The sequence below is a fragment of the Kordia zhangzhouensis genome (assembly GCF_001005305.1).
Lineage (GTDB): Bacteria > Bacteroidota > Bacteroidia > Flavobacteriales > Flavobacteriaceae > Kordia > Kordia zhangzhouensis.
Map to the genome: position 1 here is coordinate 151,094 of NZ_LBMH01000007.1, position 20,989 is coordinate 172,082.

13 protein-coding genes are annotated in these 20,989 nt (G+C 36.4%); all 13 read right to left on the reverse strand.

Annotated features, from left to right (window positions below):
- Window positions 1-14: 14 nt before the first annotated feature.
- Entirely contained in the window at window positions 15-977 is a 963-nt protein-coding gene (locus AA088_RS12580) for a T9SS type A sorting domain-containing protein (RefSeq protein ID WP_046745364.1), read from the reverse strand.
- A gap of 111 nt (window positions 978-1,088) precedes the next feature.
- The gene (locus tag AA088_RS12585; protein ID WP_046745365.1) at window positions 1,089-2,696 is read right to left on the reverse strand and encodes a T9SS type A sorting domain-containing protein; all 1,608 of its coding nucleotides are present in this window, start codon (window positions 2,694-2,696) and stop codon (window positions 1,089-1,091) included.
- A 10-nt stretch (window positions 2,697-2,706) separates the two neighbouring features.
- Window positions 2,707-3,591 carry a glycoside hydrolase family 17 protein gene (locus tag AA088_RS12590; protein ID WP_046745366.1) on the reverse strand — a complete coding sequence of 295 codons (885 nt, stop codon included), beginning with the start codon at window positions 3,589-3,591 and terminating at the stop codon, window positions 2,707-2,709.
- Window positions 3,592-3,604: 13 nt separating this feature from the next.
- The gene (locus AA088_RS12595) at window positions 3,605-4,513 is read right to left on the reverse strand and encodes a glycoside hydrolase family 17 protein (RefSeq protein WP_046745367.1); all 909 of its coding nucleotides are present in this window, start codon (window positions 4,511-4,513) and stop codon (window positions 3,605-3,607) included.
- Window positions 4,514-4,538: 25 nt separating this feature from the next.
- The gene (locus AA088_RS12600; RefSeq protein WP_046745368.1) at window positions 4,539-5,972 is read right to left on the reverse strand and encodes an MFS transporter; all 1,434 of its coding nucleotides are present in this window, start codon (window positions 5,970-5,972) and stop codon (window positions 4,539-4,541) included.
- Window positions 5,973-5,986: 14 nt separating this feature from the next.
- Window positions 5,987-7,486 (reverse strand): glycoside hydrolase family 30 protein, encoded by a 1,500-nt coding sequence (locus AA088_RS12605; RefSeq protein ID WP_046745387.1) that lies wholly within the window; start codon window positions 7,484-7,486, stop codon window positions 5,987-5,989.
- Window positions 7,487-7,490: 4 nt separating this feature from the next.
- The gene (locus AA088_RS12610; protein ID WP_082106739.1) at window positions 7,491-8,777 is read right to left on the reverse strand and encodes a glycosyl hydrolase family 17 protein; all 1,287 of its coding nucleotides are present in this window, start codon (window positions 8,775-8,777) and stop codon (window positions 7,491-7,493) included.
- Window positions 8,778-8,791: 14 nt separating this feature from the next.
- The gene (locus AA088_RS12615; protein ID WP_046745370.1) at window positions 8,792-12,244 is read right to left on the reverse strand and encodes a hypothetical protein; all 3,453 of its coding nucleotides are present in this window, start codon (window positions 12,242-12,244) and stop codon (window positions 8,792-8,794) included.
- Between the two features lie 65 nt (window positions 12,245-12,309).
- Window positions 12,310-13,164, reverse strand: coding sequence for a glycoside hydrolase family 16 protein (locus AA088_RS12620; RefSeq protein WP_046745371.1), 855 nt, complete (start codon window positions 13,162-13,164; stop codon window positions 12,310-12,312).
- A gap of 26 nt (window positions 13,165-13,190) precedes the next feature.
- Window positions 13,191-15,158: a CIA30 family protein gene (locus AA088_RS12630; protein ID WP_064972166.1), complete on the reverse strand. Its 1,968-nt coding sequence runs from the start codon at window positions 15,156-15,158 to the stop codon at window positions 13,191-13,193.
- Window positions 15,159-15,171: 13 nt separating this feature from the next.
- A complete protein-coding gene (locus AA088_RS12635; RefSeq protein ID WP_046745372.1) occupies window positions 15,172-18,336 on the reverse strand; it encodes a glycoside hydrolase family 2 TIM barrel-domain containing protein in 3,165 nt (1,054 codons plus the stop codon).
- 606 nt (window positions 18,337-18,942) lie between these two features.
- A complete protein-coding gene (locus tag AA088_RS12640) occupies window positions 18,943-20,571 on the reverse strand; it encodes a glycoside hydrolase family 16 protein (RefSeq protein ID WP_046745373.1) in 1,629 nt (542 codons plus the stop codon).
- 12 nt (window positions 20,572-20,583) lie between these two features.
- Window positions 20,584-20,989: hypothetical protein (locus tag AA088_RS18545; RefSeq protein ID WP_046745374.1), on the reverse strand; the 406-nt coding region annotated here is incomplete at its 5' end.

A 20,989-nucleotide genomic window follows, 5' to 3' on the forward strand; every position in this document is an offset into this window, starting at 1 on the left:
GAAAGAATGAAAAATTAGTTTTTTACTAATTTCACACTACTAGTTCCTTTATTAGTTTCAATTTTTGCAAAATAAACACCTCTTTGAAGTGTAGTTCCATCAATTGTTATCTGGTCAGCTTTTGGAGCTAAACTCATAACTTGTCTCCCTGCAATATCAAATACTTCTACTCCATTAATAATAATATTATCCGTTACAATATTCCATGAATTGCTTGTTGGATTTGGATATGTTTGAAATGATACAGAACTGAACTCTTGCGTTTTTAATGTGCTTCCTTCTGCATTCCACACATAGCTTCTAGATTGTTCTCCTACCACATTTACATATCTGTTGGTAAAGCCTCCGTTAGTTACTGTTCCAGCATCTCCATCCACAAAGTTTTCTTGATCTGTCCAGTTATCTACTTGAAACTTAAATTCTGTATAAGCTTCTGGTAGCGGTAATGTTACTGACCAGATACCTCCACCCATGTCTGTTAAAGGATTCGAGTCACCACTCCATCCGTTGAATTGTCCACTAATATACACGTTGGTAAAGCTTCCTGTATATCCGCTCATATCCACACTAAATGTAGTATTGTGAGGTCCTGGATTTCCATCATCATAACAAACGCTAAATATAGGCGTGTCAAGAGTTAGGTCTCCTCCATTTACTTCAAGGATTCTATTAACAAATCCTCCATCAGTAACTGTACAAGCATCACCTGCTGTAAAGTTTTCTTGATCTGTCCAGTTGTCAACTGTAAATTTGTATTGATATTCTCCAGCTGCTAAGTTGATTGTTGCAGACCAAATTCCACCACCCATATCTGTCATAGGGTTAGCATCTCCACTCCAACCATTGAGTTCTCCACTTACATATACAGTTGTAAAAGATCCTCCGTAACTACTCATATCAACACTAAAGGTTACATTATTTTGAGCGGTGGTTGAAAAGGCTACAAATAATGCAATTAAAAAGTAAAGTTTCTTCATACTCTTATAGTTTTAGATTTAAGGAATTAATTATTATATAAATATATTACTTTATTTTTTAAAAAGGTGTGTCTACATCTCATAAACACACCTTTCTCTGAACTGATTATTTTAATCTTTAATTAATTTGACACTGCTTTCTCCCTTATCTGTACGCACTTTTGCTATATAGATTCCTTTTTGAAGAATATGTCCATCAATTATTGCCGATGAATGATTGGGTGTAAGAGCTAAAATTTGTCTTCCCGCCACATCCATAACTTGAATTGAATTGATTGTTTGATTATCAGCGACAATATTCCAAACATCACGAGTTGGATTTGGATAGGTTTTGAATGTTGCATTTGTGTATTCATCAACACTTAGTACTGTATTTTTATGCAAATAGATATTATCATACCAAACATTTGTCAAATTAGCCGTAGTTATTCCTATCTGCGCCACATCACTTCTTGTAAGATTTCCAGCAACTACACCTCCTAAAGAAGTAATATCTACATCCACAGAAACCCAAGTATTAGCAACAATAGCAGGCGTTGTTCCTGTATTGATATTTACTTCTAATGCAGAAGCTTCTCCACTTCCCCCTGCAAAATCAACTAATTTAACATTGAATACATCTCCAACAAGATCTGCATCATCAGTATAAAAATCAAAGTGTAAATGTGTAAAATCGGTTAAATTTTGTCTATTCGTAGAAAAATCAATTCCTTGACATGGAATCCCTGTATTTTTTTTGAACATATTGTTTCCACCAATTTGTACTTCAGTAATTGCTGGTCCACACCAACCTGCATCATACGTTCCCACCGTAATGTTAGGATATGCATCACTGTAAATAGAAACAACATCTGCAGCAGGTCTGTTAGGTGGTTGCGGTGCTCCTGTTGCGGGACCACTAATTACAAAGGATACGGTATATGTTTCCATAACCGTCCCATTTTGAGAAGTAACTACTACCGTAGCATCTCCTGGAATTGCTGGTGCTTGAGTGATATTTACACTCATTGCTGCTGGATCAGTTGGTGTTGCAGACGTAATTTGTGGGACTGTCATAGTCCCTGGCGGCACACCTATGGTGTAATTGAACACTCCTGATCCAAATCCGTCAATAGTCACTCCATCCACTTGTAAGTCACTTAATGTTGCATCAGAGCCAGGTGCCGTTGGGTTTTTCCAAAAATATATGTTGTCGAGATAGATATCTACAGGCACAGTACTTCCTGGAGCATTGGCTGCAAATTTCATCTGAAATACACTATCCCATGTCATTCCGGTAAAAGCTGATTTTGGAATGTCTACGCTAGTCCATGTCCCTGAAGTGTAAGCAATGGAAACTAAGGTTTCTCCCACTCCTGAACCATTGTTTACTGGGCTCACTTGAATGTCTGTATTTGCAGGATTTGCTGATGTCCAAATATCTACGTGTAAAAACTCCATTTGTGAAGCATCTTGCGTTGTAAGTTCTGTACCTTGATAATTAAAGTTAGGGTATGCTAACAAGAATTGTCCAGTACCTGGATCATAATTTGGATTTACTTGCATATGTCCAGATTGTCCCCAGTTAGGATCATAGTTTGTGGCTACATTTGAATATGTATCGCCATACACTGAAATCACATCAACAGCGGCATTTGTTGGTGCTGATGGATTGGTTGTCGGTTGAGCAAATGCTATTGTAGCGAACAATAACATGCAAAAAAAAGTAATTTTATTCATAAACCTATATTTAAAATTTTAATCGTTCATTTTTATCCCAAAGTCCCCAATAAGCTCCTACGTCACCTTCATTTCCGACTTTCCATGATTCATCAAAAGATGAAAAGTAAAAGATGTCAATATTCTCTTCTTGGGCCCATTTTTGGGTATTAATAAAGTATTTAATAGCATTGATATCAGAAGGGTACGCTCCTTCTAGACTTGTTCCTTGGTTTGGCCAACCGGTTTCTGTGATAATTACTTTTTTACCATTTCCCGCTTTTAACGCTCTGTTGTACATATCTTTCATGTACAATAATGAGTAATCTTGATCACAACCTTCCCAAAATGGGTAGCAATTGGCTAATATGAGATCGCAAGCTTCAGTGATTGCTGGTCTTTCAGCAAATTCATAATAGGCATCTACATAGCCTACAGGTATGCTTTTTAATTGTTTTTTGGTATCGTAAATAAAACGGATTAATTCTTCTTCTGTAAGATCGCCACGATACATAACTTCGTTACCAACTGCGGCAATATCTACATATCCTTTTTTTGCTAATTTGATAAGTCCTTCAATCTCAGCTTCATTTATTTCAGGGTTATTTCCCAGCCATGCACCTACTAGTGTCTTCATTCCTAATTCTTTTGCTATTTTAGGAATGAGTTCGTTTCCTTCTGTACAAGAAAATGATCGTACCCATTGAGTATATGGCTTTATAATTTCTAATCGTCTACGAACTTGAACTTCAGATAATGTATCACCAGGTTCTTGCCCTTCTTGGTAAGGACTAAAACAGAGTCCATGCATTCCTTTTTCAAGAGTTTCTCGCCATAATAGTTTCAGTTCATCCAATGAATGTCCTTCAAAATCTAACGCTGCTAATGCAAAGAATTTTTCTTTTCGTAATGACATTATCTTTTTTTGATTAAAATTTTAATTGTTCATGCTTGTCCCAAAGTCCCCAATAGGCTCCTACATCGCCTTCGTCTCCCGTTTTCCAGGACTCATCAAAAGAGGAGAAATAAAAGATGTCGATATCTTGTTTTTTACTCCATACTTGTGTGTTGATAAAGTATTTCATCGCATTTTCTTCTGATGATTCTGCGCCTCGTAAACTACCGCCTTGACTTGGCCAACCCGTTTCTGTAATAATTACTCTTTTTCCATTTGCTGCATGTAAAGCTTGCCCATACATTTGTTGCATATGCGCCAATGAACCATCAATATGACAACCTTCCCAATACGGATAACAGTTACTCAAAATGACATCTGATATTTCAACCAATTCAGGGTGACGTGAAAACTCATAATAGGCATCTACATAACCTACAGGAATAGTTGGCAAAGCTTTTTTTACTCTTTTTATGTACTCTAATAGTTGTTCAAGTGATAGATCGTTTCTGTATAGAACTTCATTCCCAACTGCTGCTATATCTACTACTCCTTCTTTGGCAAGTTGGATAAGTGCTTCAATTTCTTTCTCATTGTCGTCTAAATTATCTCCTAACCATGCACCTACTAATGTTTTCATTCCATGTTTTTTGGCAATTCGAGGAATGTGTTCATTTCCTTCTATACACGAAAAAGAACGAACCCACTGTGCATATGGTTTCAAAATTTTTATCCTGCGTTCTACTTGTTCTTCACTTATGATATCACCAGGCTCCTGTCCATCTTCATACATACTAAAACAAATGCCATGCATTCCTTTATTTAACGTCGCTCGCCATAGCTTTTTAAGTTCTTCCAATGCGTATTTTTCGAAATCAATTCCTGAATGTGCAGTGAATTGAGCTCCTTGATATAAATGATATGCTTCGTCTCTGTACGACATGTTATTTTTTACTTTTGTTGATAGTTTATAATTCTCCTCTTCTTTCTACTAATTCTTGTTTAATGGCAATGGCTCTACTTTCTGTAAGGTTGTACTTCCACATTACCCAAATTGCTAAAGCGGCTGTAATAACTGGTAATGCAATATCTGTTATACGCATTCCATGAAGAGCTTCTGCTGTTTGAGTTGCTGCTGAAGAGTTATAACCCAATAGTTTTAATATCAATCCTGAGCATACTAATGCAATACCTTGCCCAACTTTGATCATCCACCAATAAATAGCGCCAAATGTTCCTTCTTTTCTAGGCATTCCATTTTCTAATTCGTCCAAATCACATACATCCGCAGTCATAGACATCATCAATGTGAATAAACATCCCATACCAAATGCCATTAAAGGAATTGGCAAGAAAATCATATATGGATTGGTTGGGTCAAATCCCCACCATTTTAAAATATATCCTATAATTGATATTGCGGTAGAGATAATAAAAGCTTTACGCTTGCCCATTTTGTTTGCCATTGCATTAATAATTGGAATCGCTATAAATGCAGTATATGCAGCAGTAACCGCTGGAAATAGCGCTACCCACCATTTGGACGCTACCCAATCGCCATCAAACATGTAAAAGTTGATGATAAAAACTCCGAACTCTGCTACAATTTGAAATCCGTTAAAGACTAAAAATGTAGCTAAGCATAGTTTTACAAAAGGTTTATTTTTAAATACTATTTTGATTCCTGTGAAGATTTTCCCCATGCTATTTAATAGTGCTTTTGGTGTAATTTCTTCACGTCCTTCCATTTTGCTCGAATCAATTCCTCTACAGAATATAGCTGGTAAAATTCCCAATACTATAATAACCACTCCCGAGAGAATTGCTATGGTACGTATGGCTTGTGGTTGAGTAGCAAAATAATCTTCATTAGGAATTAATAAGTATAAAAATGGTACTAACATCCATGCTACTTGTCCGATAGTATTTGCAAAACTCATCAATCGAGTGCGCTCTTTATAATCAGAAGTCATCTCATAACCAAGTGCAATTAAAGGTGTAGAAAATATTGTATTCCCAAATATCAGCAATATGGAAAATATCAATAAATACCAAAAATTGAACATTTCAGAATTGTTTTCGCTTACTTGCCAAAGAACCGCAAATACAATTCCTGTAAAAATGGCTCCAATAAAAATGTAAGGTCTTCGCCTTCCATACTTAGAACTTGTATTGTCTGATATATAGCCCATTACAGGATCGGTAATAGCATCAAATAAGCGAGGTATTCCCACAATAAATCCTGCTAAGAGTGGATCCATACCAAAAGCAGATGTTTTGAGAAATAATACAAAAACTCCTAATATTCCAGGAATTAGATTGTTTACTAAATGTCCTGCTCCAAAAGCGGCTTTTTGAGCAATTGGGACTCTACCTCTAGCGTGTTTTTGTATGGTTGACATAATAATGTTAGTTTTTAGTTGTTAATTAGTATCGTTTGTAGTGCTTGTGGATTGATAGCAATAGTTTTTTCATTGTCTCCTATACTGAGCTTAAATCTTTTTGGAGTATTCCCTTCATTGAATACTACTACTGCAATACTTCCATCAGGATTTTGTGCGGCAGTTACCATTAATTCTTTATCAGTATAGTGTGCGTCAATTATTTTAGCGTTTGGTCGGATGTACTTACTAAAGTGCACCATAACATAGTATAATGGAGTCATGTACACTTCGTCTGTATCAGGGTCAACAATTATTGGAGCAATGCACCAATTTTTAAACCAGTTAGGACCTCCTTGTTTGTCTAATACCATATTCCAATCTACCCAACCATCAACCCAGTTGTTCAGACAACCTATGATATCACGAGCATATCTATTAAAAGGCGCATATTTTGGATGTAAATGTTTTTGATTCTCTGGAGCCCATTTCCATCCCCAATCTGTTGCCTCTTTTTTCCAATACCAAGCATCATCTTTCCATACAGGGACTTCATCGTCTATACAACCTTCTGTTTCAATTAAATATTTATTGGGTGCTTTTTGGTGAGCATATTGTAAATCTTCTGGAAAGAAATCGTAGGTACTTTCATACCAATGGATTGCTGTTCCATCAAAATATTTTGAAGAGGCTTCATCTTTATACATAACATCTACCCATTCTTTGAGACCTGCACGGTTTTGATCATACCCAAGAATCACCAAATTTCCCTTACCATCCGCCTCTAGTTTAGGCCCTAAGTGGTGTTGTACAAAGTTGGTCATTTCTTCGGGTGTAAAGTGCATACTTTCCCAGTTGTTACCATTTCCATGAGGTTCATTTTCTACCGTAAATCCCCAAATATCAATACCTTCGGCTTTATAAGCATCTACATATTTAGAGAAAAACAAAGCCCATGTATCGTAGTATTTAGGCAAGAGTTTACCGCCAACCCAATGATTGTTATCTTTCATCCAAGGTGCAGCTGTCCAAGGAGATGCAAATATTTTAAATCCATCTTCTGAGGCAGCCATAGCGTCTTTAATCATCGGAATAAGATCATCTTTATCTTCTTCAATTGTAAAATGGTCTAAGTTCACATCGTCTGCAACAGGAGTATATGAGTAATTAGTTAAGGAGAAGTCACAGGAATTCATATGCGTCCGTGTTAACGAATAGTTAGCACCTTCACGAGAAAAATATGCGTTTAAGATTTTGTTTCTGTTTTCTTTACTAAGTTTATTTAAGAGATAGGCAGAAGATTCTGTAAATGCACCTCCAAAACCTGTAATTGTCTGATATTGCTTTTTAGGGTTTATAACTATATTAGACACATTTACAGTCGTATCTTCTGTTTTTATAACGTTTTTAATTTCAGTCAGCCTATTCCCATTTTGAGAAGTTTCAAATACTTGTACTTTCAGTTTTGATTTTTCTTGTGTACATGCAGTTATCATGAATAATAGGATAAGTAAGTATGTTAATTGTTTTTTCATTCGATCAATTTGTAACAAGATTTGTTTTTACTGGCGGTAATTGTACTTCTAATAGAAGTGAATCTTTGTTCCCGTTATAGGTTTTAGTAATTGGGTTTCCTCCTCTGGTCAATCCTTTAAAAGTTCCCTTATCAACCAAATCCCATAGTGCATATTTTGCTTTTCCGTCAACTGTAAATAGTCCAAAGTGATTTTCAGATCCTCCTGAGTTTTGTGCATCTTTCCAAACTTCATCAAAGGCTTCAAAGTAAAAACAAGACATCCCAGCATCGGCAGTCCAATCGCGCATGTGTTTGTAATACAATGCTTCTTTGTACTCGTCTGTTGCTTTACTTCCATTGTTTCCATAATGTCCATTAGAGTAGGAAGCCCAACCTGTTTCACCAATATGAATAGGTTTGTTTACTCCTAAGCTTTTCATGTAGTTATATACACTATCATATTGAGAAATTGCATATTGTTTTGCTTGTAGCATTGCGTCAGTAATTTTGTCAAGACTTGATTTATCTGGGTTTGCATCAATTCCCCAAAACACTGGATTGTAATGCGTATCATGCATTGGATAGGTATGCATCGAAATATAATCGACAGCTTTGATAAGCTTGTTCAAATCTTCTACATGATACAAGCGATCTCCTCCTCCCCATGAAGCAAAATTATCCGAGCTTGTAATCCATAGGTCTTTGTTTAATTTTCCTTGTTTTTTGAGTTCTTGTAAGTGTACAACCCATTTGAGTATCACGCCAGGTTGTACGTAATAGCTTGTTGCCCATTTGACCATAGCTTCGTTACCTACCGCAATAATTTTTACAATGTCTGGATATTGATTCGCCAATGCGACAGCTCTAGCAATTTCACCTTCATTTTGTTCACTTTCCTGATTGTGATCGGGAGTTTGCCCTGTCCAGGCATATTTACAATCAATCCACGCTCCTAACATCACATACATCTCAAATGTTTGATCTTCGTTTTTCAGTTCCCTGATAGCTTTAAGAATGTTGGCTGCGTGTGGAAGTTGCACATTATAGGTGCGTACTACTCGAATGTCCATCGCATGGAGAATCTTCATGTCTTCTTTTAGCTGCGATATGGTAGGTTGTATGTCGCGCGACTTGGCACGATATCCTCCATAAGAAATTGCTAAATAATCCTTGTTTCCTAATATCTCTTTTGCTGTCACTTCTTTATGTATTTGTTTTTCTGAAGGTGCTTTCTTTTTTGGCGAATTTTCACAAGACATCAGTAATAGCGTAGCTAAAATTAGTTTCGATATGTGCTTTACTATATGCATGATGTACTTTATTTTTATTTTAAATGATTAGATTTTATATGTACTTCTATTTGAATAACTTCTCCACTACGACTAAATACTTTTTCACTTGTTTCTGTATCTAAACGTAAGTTTTCGAAAGAGCGAGAAGAGCCATCTTTATATAAAACATTTAGAGTTTCTTGAGAAGCAATTGTGTATATAATCGGTACCTGGCAATATGTGAAACACAAAGAATCCTTCGGTATAGAAACTTCTTTGAAGTCTCCATTCACATGTACATAGCTAAAAGTATTGTTGGCGTTTAAAAATTCGTCTTTGCGAAGCATACAAGGATCAAAGTACAGCGTTCCATTTTCTACAAACACACCAAGTTCTCCAAAACGACTGAGAATATCTTCTTTAACTTGCCCTGTCATACCTGGTTGTTGTGCCCCTTTTCCTGCCGGTGTATGCGAATATGGATCGGTTGGAAATGCACCATATAGTGCAGGCGATTTGTGTACACCAATTCCTTCATTAATTTCGTAGTAATGTTCTAATAGTCTACCAATAGTTTCATCACTTCGTCTTTCGCGAATAGCTCTTAAACAACATTCCAATACTGCCAATTGCAGTTTGGATACCATGTGCCAATAAATAGAACCTAAGCCTTCATATCCATAAAATGTTCCTGAACGTCCTGTAAATGCTTTATGATTGAAAACTTCTTCAAAGGTTTTCAAAATTTGAGAATATTCTGCCGCTACCAAAGAGCCATACTTAGTAGTTGTAAGTTTTTGCAATGCTTTGGAAAGATCGTTTGCATTTTTAAAGCTTCCATTAAAATGGTATTCTCCATTAATATCTTGGGAGACAATACTTTTATTTCCATCAGCAATTAATGTCTTTAACAGTTCTGACGTGGTAACTGCAGCTTTTGGAATTGTATTTCGTTCTATAAACCCTTTTAGTGCTTTGTTGGGATATAGTAAATAGCTGTATTGATCTTCTCGAAAGAGTTTACTATTTTTTAATGCATCAAGTACTGATAGCGCTTCTACAGAAGAAATATAACCTGAGCTCAACACAGCAACTTGTCCTTCTAGCATTTCATTGAGATAAGATATTGAAATCTCTCCATTGTTCTCTACTGTCATCAAATTATAGGCGTGATACAAGTTATCGTCACGTCTGTTTGCTTCAATAGAATGCTCTAAATAAGCTAAACTCGTATTTACAAACGATTTGATATCAGTGATCAAAAGTGTTACTTTCTCTCCTGAAAATGCGTGATTATAAATTTGCTGTCTGTAAGCACTTCCAGCTTTTCCAACACCATCAAGAATTTTTTTACGCCCTGCATTGTTAATTCTATTTTGCAACAAGCTATTATTTTCGGTAAGAGTTGTTGCTACTGCATTAAAAAATGTCGCTAATTCACTAGAAATGTTAACCGTTTTGATTGTTGTATTTTCAAAAACCGTTTCAAAGAATTTTAAGAATCTACGCAAATAGCAAAGCGTTACCATTGATACTCCATTCCCAACTAAGGCATTGTTGGCATCGTTCCATTCAGGACGTTGTGTGTTCATCCAAATTCCTCCTTCAGGGATAAAATTGGACAACTTTGCCAAAGTTGTTGCTAGAATTTTTTCGATAAAGTTTACATTTATAATCGCATTATTGGTATTTCGAAGTAAAGCGCCATCAGCTCCCATACTTTCTCTATCTTCACGAATTTTATGATCGGAAGCTTCATCAAATTCTATTGTATCTTTAGGGTTTTGAAGCAAATCTTCATATGATTTAATTTTATAAGGAACATTTGCATACACAAAAAGATCTTGATCAAATAAACTTTCTAAACGACCTGGTTGATGACTTTCAATGATTTCTAAAAACTTTTGTAAATAGATAATTTGATGATCGCCCCAATAACCAATATATGACCACGGATCATCTGGTTCGATGGTTTCCCAATCAAATCCACTTTTGGTAACGCGATACGGATTGTACCCATCAAATGTAGTCGCATTGAGAAACTTGTGAATCATTCCCTCTATAAATTCTGGATAGGAATGCGCCAATGCTTCCCAGTTTTGGAAAATATCACGCCAGTTTCCTTCATAGTCTAATATTTTAGAGCCATCTACTTCACTTCTGGTATTGATTGAGAATTTGTTCCACGGACGACTCGGGTCACCGTGTCTTCGGCTAAACTTTAACGGCAAATATTCTAAACATAAACGCTTGAAATTTGCATCAGCACTGTTGTGAGCGAGCGCGTGTAAATCGTGTAGCGTACATGTTTCTGATAGTGATTGAATTGCTTCTGCATTGTGCAGATATACCTGTTTACTAGCATTTTCCAAATACGTTTCAAAATCCCACTTTTCAATTATGTAATTATCATCAAAGATTCCGCCTCTCATGATATTAAAAAGTGTATTTGAAAAGTGTCGTGCATCTCTAAACTTGTCTGCCGTTAATTGCAAACCATCAGAAGCAGCATTTAGTTGTATTAACTTTTCTGTACCTGTATCAATACTTTTTTTGATTTTGCCTGCGAGGTTCAATTCATTTTTGATACGATAAGATAACGCAGCAATATCATTATGGTCTTGATTAACATTTGCAATTAACATCCAATCTTTTGATGCATGAGAAGCCAATGTCAGTTCTGCATTAATGAAATACGCTCCTTTTTCTGCTTTTATATCTGTTTCTTGCTGGACTGCTCTTCCTTTACGGAAAGATTTCAATTGTAAAGAAGACAGCAGATAATTGGCATTTTCAAAACCTAACGACCATACTACATTTGCCTTTAATGCTTCACTAGGTTCAGCTTTGTCTACAATAATTGCACTTAAGGCAAAAATTCCCAACCCAGTAGCCACATCAAGTTCCGTACGTTTGTATGCATCTACCAAATTACTACTTGCATTTTGCAAATCTGCTCCAACTCCATAAGGCAATACATTTTGAATTCCGTCCAAAAGACGAATCTCTACGCTATGGCTCGCTGTATTGATTAGTTTTGATTGTCGTACAAAACCAAATTCATTACTAGAGTTCCATTGATAACGATATGTTAGTGCTAAGTCATGATTAATTTCCTCAAACATGACTTTGTTCCCGTACCTATTTTTGTATAAGTTACGGGTAATATTGTAAAATCCTTCAAATCGTTCAGAGAAAGGTTCCCATGTATACTCTTTTTCATTTTTAGTAACATGAAAGATTGATTTACTACCTGTAATTTCTGTAGATTCTGTGATTTTATCGTCCGTATAGTAAGGAAATAGTGAATACTCTGCATTTTTACGCCCTGCAGTCAATCCTCCATTACTTGAAATGAACATCCAATGATTGGAATCACTTACAATGCTCATAAAAAATGGGCGAAGCTCATCGCTATTGGCTATTTTAAAAAATTGTTCATTATCTACAGTTACAGTATCAATCTTGGATACTACTTCTTGAGTTGGTTTTGTTTCTTTAATCATTTGTATTGATGATTTCTACTTTTAAAAAAGTAAGGTCTTTATTCTATTTAGTTTTTTAATTCTAATTATTGATATACACGTACGTAATCCACTAATAATGTTTGTGGAAAAACCGTTTGATTTGTTGGAGAACCCACAAAGTTTCCTCCTACTGCAAGATTGATGATGATGTAGAAAGGATGATTAAAAACCCAATCACCTGTGACATCTTCTGGAGTAATTTGGTTATACAAAACATCATCTACATAGAAATTAATGTAGTTTGGTCCCCATTCTATTCCAAAAATGTGAAATCCAGTATCAAATCGATCATTTTGTAATTCAAATTGTTTGGTAATCGAATTGGCTGCCGAATATCCCGGACCATGTACAGTACCATTATTGATAGTAGGCTCTTGTCCTCGATATTCCATAATGTCAATTTCTCCACATAGAGGCCATGAAACCACATCTATATTATCTCCTAATAACCAAAAGGCTGGCCAAAGTCCTTGTCCCCAAGGCAACTGCATTCGCGCTTCAAAACGCCCATATTCTTGCGAAAAAAGCCCTTTGGTGTTAATTCTAGCAGAAGTATAACCAGCTCCTTCAAAAGATTCTTGATGAGCTGTAATGTGTAACATTCCATTTTCTACCTTTATATTTTCTGGACGATCTGTATAGTATTGTAATTCATTATTTCCCCAACCAGCACCAGCCGTTGTACCATTACCTGTACCTAGGTCATAATTCCATACTGTACTATCGGGAGCTCCATCTACATCAAAGTTATCTTCAAATGTAAGATTAGTCAGTGTAGTAACTTCCTGTGTTTCATCTGTATTGCAACTACTTACCATGAGAGAAGTTACTACAAGTACCATCAAACTAAACAGGAGTACATCGCGTCGTTTTATTGTATATTCTTTTACAAACTTCATAGTTTTTTGTTTTTGGATGTTATTGTTTAGTTTCTGAAATACATGTTATCAATAAATACATCTGTCGCCTCAAAAGGTTGTGCTACGAGAATATACTGTGCTATGTTGGAGGTAGATGCCAATCCTGTGAAATCTGAAAGAGGAATGTCAAGAGACACCCATTCTCCTTGAGCTGGCATATTAATACTTACTTCATGTTCAGTATCATCACCGCCACCAAAGACATTATCTGCGCCAAAATCAACTAGTTTAATATTGAATGATGTATACGTAGATGACCATACATCTATATGGAAATGTGTCATGCTTGATGCGTCAACAGTATTTGTTGTGGTTTCAATACCTACAAAACCAAGATTTCCGTATTTTTTTGCAGCATTTCCTGCTACAGTAACATCTTCAAAAGTAGTAGCTGCCGCAGACCAAGGCGTTCTCCATGTGTCAACATTGACATCTGTGTATGCATCACTAAAGAGTGAGATTACATTTCCTGCTGGATCAGTTGGAGTTGGAGCTGCTACTGTAGGTGAAGTAGGAATTTGATATAAGTAAATATTGTCTACCAACATATCTGTAATTGTTCCATCAGAAATGAACAGTAATTGCCCTAAATTGGCAGTGCTTGTTACTCCTGTAAAACTTGCTAATGGAATGTCTAAACTTACCCAACCATCACTAAATAATGTTGGAATTGTATAGGTTAATTGATGTGTAGAGTCATCTCCGCCACCAAAAGTTCCATTAGCTCCATAATCTTGCAACTCTATACGCAAGAAATCTCCTCCATCTAATGGACTTGGTTGTTCTATATACAAATCCATATGTAGGTGTGTCATATCAGAAGCATTGATGGTAGGTTGTGAAAATTGAATTCCAACAAAATTCAATTGGGTATACTTGATAATATTATCTCCATTAATCGTAATATCATTTTGTCCTTGAGTGGTTTGAAATGGTGCGTAGTAACCATTGTAATATTCTACAGGTTCATTGGTATATGCGTCACTAAAAATAGATTTAACAAGACTTGGATCTCTTGTAGGAGTTGGTGCAGGTGTAAATTCTCCTTGAGAATCAATCGTAAGTGAACCCGCCGCCATATTGCCGTTCAATGAAGCAGTTACAGTTGTAAAAATTGGGTTTCCTCCTGCATCAAAACCATTAGCTCCTATTACATTTACATTCCCTGCTTCATCTACTGTTACGACACCAGTATTTGACGATTGAAATTCAAAATAACTAGGAGCGGCATTTACAGTAACATCTTGCCCTGATGCCAAATTGAATGTTTGTGTTAATCCTTCTAAAGCTATATTTGTTCCTATAAAAGCTTGACGTGTTTCATCATTTCCATTGAGGATTGCTGGACGTGGTTGCGCTATTGTTCCTAAGTTTTCAAATCGAATCTCATCAATCCAAAAAGTGTAACCTAAGCCATTAGTACTTTGCGTTCCTGCTGAAAATATGAATAACCCTTTTTCTTGTGTAAGTTTAGATGCGTCGGGAATAGGAATCACATATTTTCTCCAATCTGTAGAAAGTGTGATGCCAGGAAGCCCTACTGCATATTTATTTTCTTCAAAGTCAGTTCCAAAACCAACAAGATCAATAGTTGCTGTGGTAGAACCTTTCGCCCAAAAAGTAAGCGCATCATAGCCGGAAAGATCTCTTCCTTCACCACGATCTTTAAAAATTCCTCCTATATAACCTCCATCGGGATCATTTGGACTTGGCACATCGATTCGAATAGAAGTTGTTCCTTCAAATGCCTCGTCTTCATCTGTTCCAAAACCATTAGGATTGGCTCCACTTGCTGGATCAAATGATGTAAAAAATTCATCTGTAAGTCCTACCGGAGCATCTGTAAATACTTCGGCCGTGTTAGGAAATGTCGCTTCTACTGCGTCATCAGAGATGTCTCTTTCACAGCTTACACTCATTGCCAATGCAATAGTAGCAAGCATTATATTTTTAATCTGGATTATTTTTTTCATCTTTTATAGCTTTTTATTTTCCGATGTTGATGTGTACATAAGTTCTTATTTCCCATTCTGAACCATTATCAAAGCCAACTGGACTTATGATAGGTGCATTTGAAAATTCTTCAGCACTATTGGGTGCATATCGTGGAGAAAACTCATTTAAAGAACGCCATGTTCCACGAATTCCAATTTTTGTATCTGGTAAAATAAACCAGTCTGGCTTTCCAATTGAAGTAGATACATCAAGCATCAATTGTGTTGGAAATGTAAGGTTGAAATCCCTGTGGTAGTCAAATGGTCCCCAATCATTTATTTTTACATGAGAAACCACTTTGATTTTTTTGTAAATCATACGGATATCAGCTCCAAAACGTTTAATTAATCGTTCACTATCTCCATTAGCTTGTGCATTTCCATAATAAAAGTTACCTATAATTCCTAAGTCAGGAGAAATTTTAGATACTATACGTGTATTTGCCTCCCATAAGTCTTCAGCAGGCACAGCATTAGGAAAAGCAAAGAAAGTACGATTGGCATTAAACCCAATATGTGCATCTTGTGTGGTTGGTAAATGGCGGTATACAAAACCTACACTTGCCGCAAATTTGGCGTCTTCAACCCTATCGTTGTTCCATTCATACATCCATGTACCAGGTGTAGGATCATACGTAATTAATAATTCACCTGCGGTTGTTTTTCTATTAGCTCTTACGGCAAAAGGATCATCAATTACATTACGAAGTCGTCCTGGAGCATTTACATCGTTTGGCATTGCATCAACTAATGGTTTTTGCCATAAAAAGTTAGGTGCAATTTGAAATTTCCCAACGGTATAGGTAAAACCTGTTAAGAAATTGGATTGATTTCCACTTCCATTATCTTTTAATCGCCAACCAGTAAATGTTTGTGTTTGATCTGCTCCTCCATTGGCTACCAATCCTGAAACTCCTCCTTGGGCATACCAATTGAATTTTCCTCCTTGATATGTAATTTTGGCTTTTCCTCCCCAGTTATCACTAGATTTAATCTTGTCAACCACAACGGTATAGTTTCCTGACGATCCACGAACATCTTGATATGAGCTACCATTCAGAGGACTTCCTCCCCAAATTCCACCTACGGTGATTCCAAACTTTCCAAAATCACGCTCAAAAACTAATGTCGCTCTTTCTGTAGGCCATGGTGGAATTACACCACTTCGTATCTGATTAGGATCTAGTTCTCGACGTCCATTGTCATCAAACGTTAAATCGGTTTCCACGTCTCTATGATAAATTCCTGTAATGTCCCAATTTCCAACTTTTTTAGTGTACTTAAATAGCATTGTTGGGTTTGCTCCCCACCATAATTGAGGTCCAAATGCGGCTTTAAATCCGTTTAAAGATCTTTTTCCATCAAATTCTAACCCTAGAATTTCTCCTCCATAGATGTCTAAATTTGGCCCATAATTTGCTTCTGGATAAAGTCCAAAGAAGTCTCCTTCATATCCCCAGTGATAGTGACCTGTTCGATAAAAACCACGTACGTCAAAATCTTTTGCATTCCACTCAAATTCTGCATTGTAAACACTTACTCGGTTTACATCATTAAATACTACTTCTCCAGACTCTACACTGCTTGCACTTACTGAGCGTCCTCGATTTTCGTAAAAAATTTCATCAATTGGATTTTCCGCCACACGCCCTAGTATGTTGAAGTTTACATTTGCTCGCATGTTTGAAGAAGGTTTTCCTTCTATTCCTACAAAATAGGATTGCATATGATCAAAACCTAACTGATTTGGGTAAGTAGCAGCATCCGGATCGGCTGTATTGGGAGTTGTAATCAAGCTTCCATCTGTATAGAATGTTGTAAATTCTGCTCGAAGTTGACTTATACTTAGTTTTCTATCTGCTCCACTAGCGGCTTTGTCTCCTCTTGCTCGTAAAACAGCATCCATTAGTTGAATGTTATCAAAATAATTGGCTACCGACTCTCCGTTTACATTGGTAGCATATGGATCTAACTGATGTACTTCTTTTAAAGCATAATATGCTGCACGAGGATAAAGTGTATATAAGCCTCGCTCATTGGTTTGGCCTTTGGCACATATTCCAAACCACTCTTCGTTCATATTATTATCTGTAGACTTTACTTGATCTCTAGCGTATCCGCCATTAGGCCAAGAGGCATTATTATCATGGACGTCTAAGTTTTTGGTTTGCAAGTATTTCCACCAACCATCAGAAAATTGAAATGTAAATCCTCCTAATGATATTCCTGTATTACCAAGGCCAGCAGCATTGGCATAAATTTCTTTCCAGTTTCCTACCATATAGTAGGCTTGTGAATACTGATCTTCCTTGTTGTCTCTCGCATTGAAAGCATCTGCTCCAAACTCAGCAAATAAAATTGGTTTGTTGAGTTCATCTTTTACACGTTGAAAAGCATCTCCAAAAGAAATCCCGCGATACATGTTGGTACCGTAAATGTCAATATCTTTACATTCTTCTTTTACCAAATCAAGGTATAATAAATCTCCATTACATATAGCTACAGGATGCGATTTATCAATTTTTTTGATTTCCAATGTAGCATCATTAAATGCTTTGTATAAAGCACGAGCAGCTTGAATTTTTGCAGAATCAATTCCTTCTATGGGAATGGCTTCTGTTTCTGCCCCAGACCATGATAAATGATAATTGTTTTCATTCCCTATCATGTATAGTAGTAATCCTGGAGTATCTTTGTATGTGTTGGCCATTTCAATAGCCTCTTGCATTAATACTTGTCTTGTTGCAGAGTCGGCATAATCTGTTTGCGGCGTCCATACACCATCAATGGTTAATCCATATGCTCCAAATGTAATGTTGAGCATAGTGTAAATTCCATAATTTTCATAGATGTATTTAATCCACTTTGGCTTTAGGTTATACGTTCGGATAGCATTGACTCCCATGTTTTTTAATAGACCCATTTCTGCATCTAAAGCAGCCATGATAATCTCGTCAGATCGATTCCATATTCCAGGATCTGTAATTGTAGATCCAATTGGCACGTAATCCCAATTCATACCGTTAATCATGAAATCTTTTCCGTTGACCACTAATTTCATTCCTTCATTCGTTTGCTTCACAGAAACAGTTTCTGATTGCGCAAATAGGGACGCTGTCAAAAAAATCAGTGCGAGTGTTAGAAAGTTTTTTTTCATCTGTTAATTTTTAGTTTGATTAGTTTCAGATGGAATTCACTATTGTACAATCGTTTTCAATGGTAGCAGATTGATGTAGCGTATTACACTGTTGTTTTGTTTTTTAATATTTGTAGAGAAGGTGGCTCTACAATTTTGTTGTTTCTTAAATTTACGAAGGTTCGTTATGAATTCAATAAAATTAACCTCAACAAAAAACATACATCGTAATTAAATAGTATAAAAATTATCAATTATTCAATTTGACAGTGATTAGAATAAGGGATTCTCAATCTGAGGGTATATGCTTTTTATTTATATAAAATAGTTTTGATAAACTCTATTTTTAAAAATGTTGTGGTGATGTTGTGTTTTTTTTAAGTATATATCAAGTCTCTCTACGCAGTTAATTGTTGTTTTTAAAGGTATTTTGTTCATTTTGAGTGACATTAAGCGCAATCGTTATCACTTTTATGTGTATAGTTTTGATATAACATACTAGAAAATCACTTTATAAAGGTTCTTTTTGAGTGTTCGCTTGTCATGCTTGTTCTTTCCATTTTGCAGAAAAGAACAAGCATAGTTACAAGCGTGAGTATATAGCTGTATTCAATAAATTTTCAATACTTATTGATACACTCTTACATAATCAATCTCCATAGTATCTTGAGTAAAGTTAGGGTCAATTGTACCACCTAGAGTTCCTCCCATTGCAACATTAAGGATTAGGAAAAAATCACTATTAAATGGTAGTGTAACATTATTATCAACGGTATGATACACAAAATCGTCAACTAAAAACGTGATTGTTGTGTCTGTCCATTCAACTGAGTAATTATGAAATTCTGTAGTAGAAGTTGGCAACGCGGTAGTTGCTGAGTCTCCGCCACCTGGAGAAACTCCAGGATGATGTACCGTTCCTAGTATCGTATTCTTGTCTTGACCTTTTTGTTCCATTATATCAATTTCGCCACAGCCTGGCCAAGTATTCGTTTGGTAGTCTTCTCCAAGCATCCAAATGGCAGGCCATGTTCCTTGTGAAGCGGGTAGTTTAGCACGTACTTCTACTCTACCATAGGTAAATTCAAAAAGATCTTCAGATTTTAATCGCGCCGAAGTATAGGTTCCTCCTGCTTCTTTGATTGCTGTAATTTTTAATACCCCATCTTCAATAATTACATTATTTGCACTATTTGTATAGCTTTGCTCTTCTTGATTTCCCCAGCCACCTGCACCAAGATCATATGTCCAATTGGCAGCATCTGGCGCTCCATTGGTATCAAATTCATCTTGCCAAACTAAGTTGTTGTATTGGGTTTGAAAATTGTTCCCCGAAGGTTCAGCAGATGTAATGATAAACCACCAATCAAACTCTCCGTTTCCATCTGTTGTACGCAATACTAATTCGTTTGGTATAGAACGGTCATAAATTTCGTAGGTATGAGAACCTCCGGTATAATATCCAATAAATCCATTACCTGTCAAACTAATCGTTTCAACACCTCCTGGTGCTATTAGTGTCCAGTTTTCTTGAAAATCATCATACGGTAAGTTTTCAACGTCTGCTCCGTTAACATTTCCGCCAGAGCCGCCTAATTCATCAATTAAATCAATACGACCAAATACCGTTCCTGATACATCTGTAGTTGGATCGTCATTGGTATTGTTTGTAATAAAGGTAAATGTTCCATCTGCATTAAAAATGTATCTATCATCATACATTCCTACTCCTGCTTTTTCATCAGGGCCAGCTCCATACCATTCTACAGGAGTTGTTCCGCCTACAGGTCCTAGTCCAAAATGTCCTTGCTGTTCAGATTTAATTCTCCATGTTCTTGAACCATTTCCTACTAATTTATCTAGTAATTCTGCTGGTGGTGCATAGGTTGCTAACACATCAACTGTAATGGTTGTTAAAGTCGAATTTCCTCCTGTACCATAAGCAATAACCGTTACGGTATAGGTATTTACGCCAAGATTTGAAAATGTGAATGTCGCCGTTCCTGTTGGATTTGTTTGTTCGTTTCCTTCATAGACAAAGCGATACGTTATGGTATCATCTGCGGAAGCGTTAAAATTTACCACTCCACTTCCATCTCCATTAGGATTATTGGCATCTTGTCCAACAATTGTCGCTGTGACTTGAAGATTTGTTGGTGTAAGAAGATCGCCTACTGTTGGATCATCATCTTGACAACTTACAGTCAGCAAGAATACACTTAGTAGCGATATGAATATATATGTTATTTGTTTCATCTTTTCCCTGATTTAATTTTTTATCATTTTAAAAGTCCAAAACACACCTGCTCCTGCTTCAACTCCAACACTAATAGTGCTAGCATCGATAAATGTTACAGTATATGTGATTGAATTTGGTACTGGAACATTTGGCAATTCACCTGCATTATTTGCTTTAGGAATTCCTAAGTATGCACCTGCACCATTAATGGTTACTGTTCCTGCAACATCATCGTATGTAAAAGTTGCTGCTGCCGAACCATCATGTGGAGCTACTGGTGCGCCACAATTATCGCTTCCACCTTGCCAGCCTTCTAACCAAGTATCTGCACCAAGTACATTACTAAATGATCCGTTGGCACCAAATACATATTCATCGTCATAAAAACAAGCTCTTTGTGTAACTCCTGCATCGTCAATTGCCCACCAATCTGAT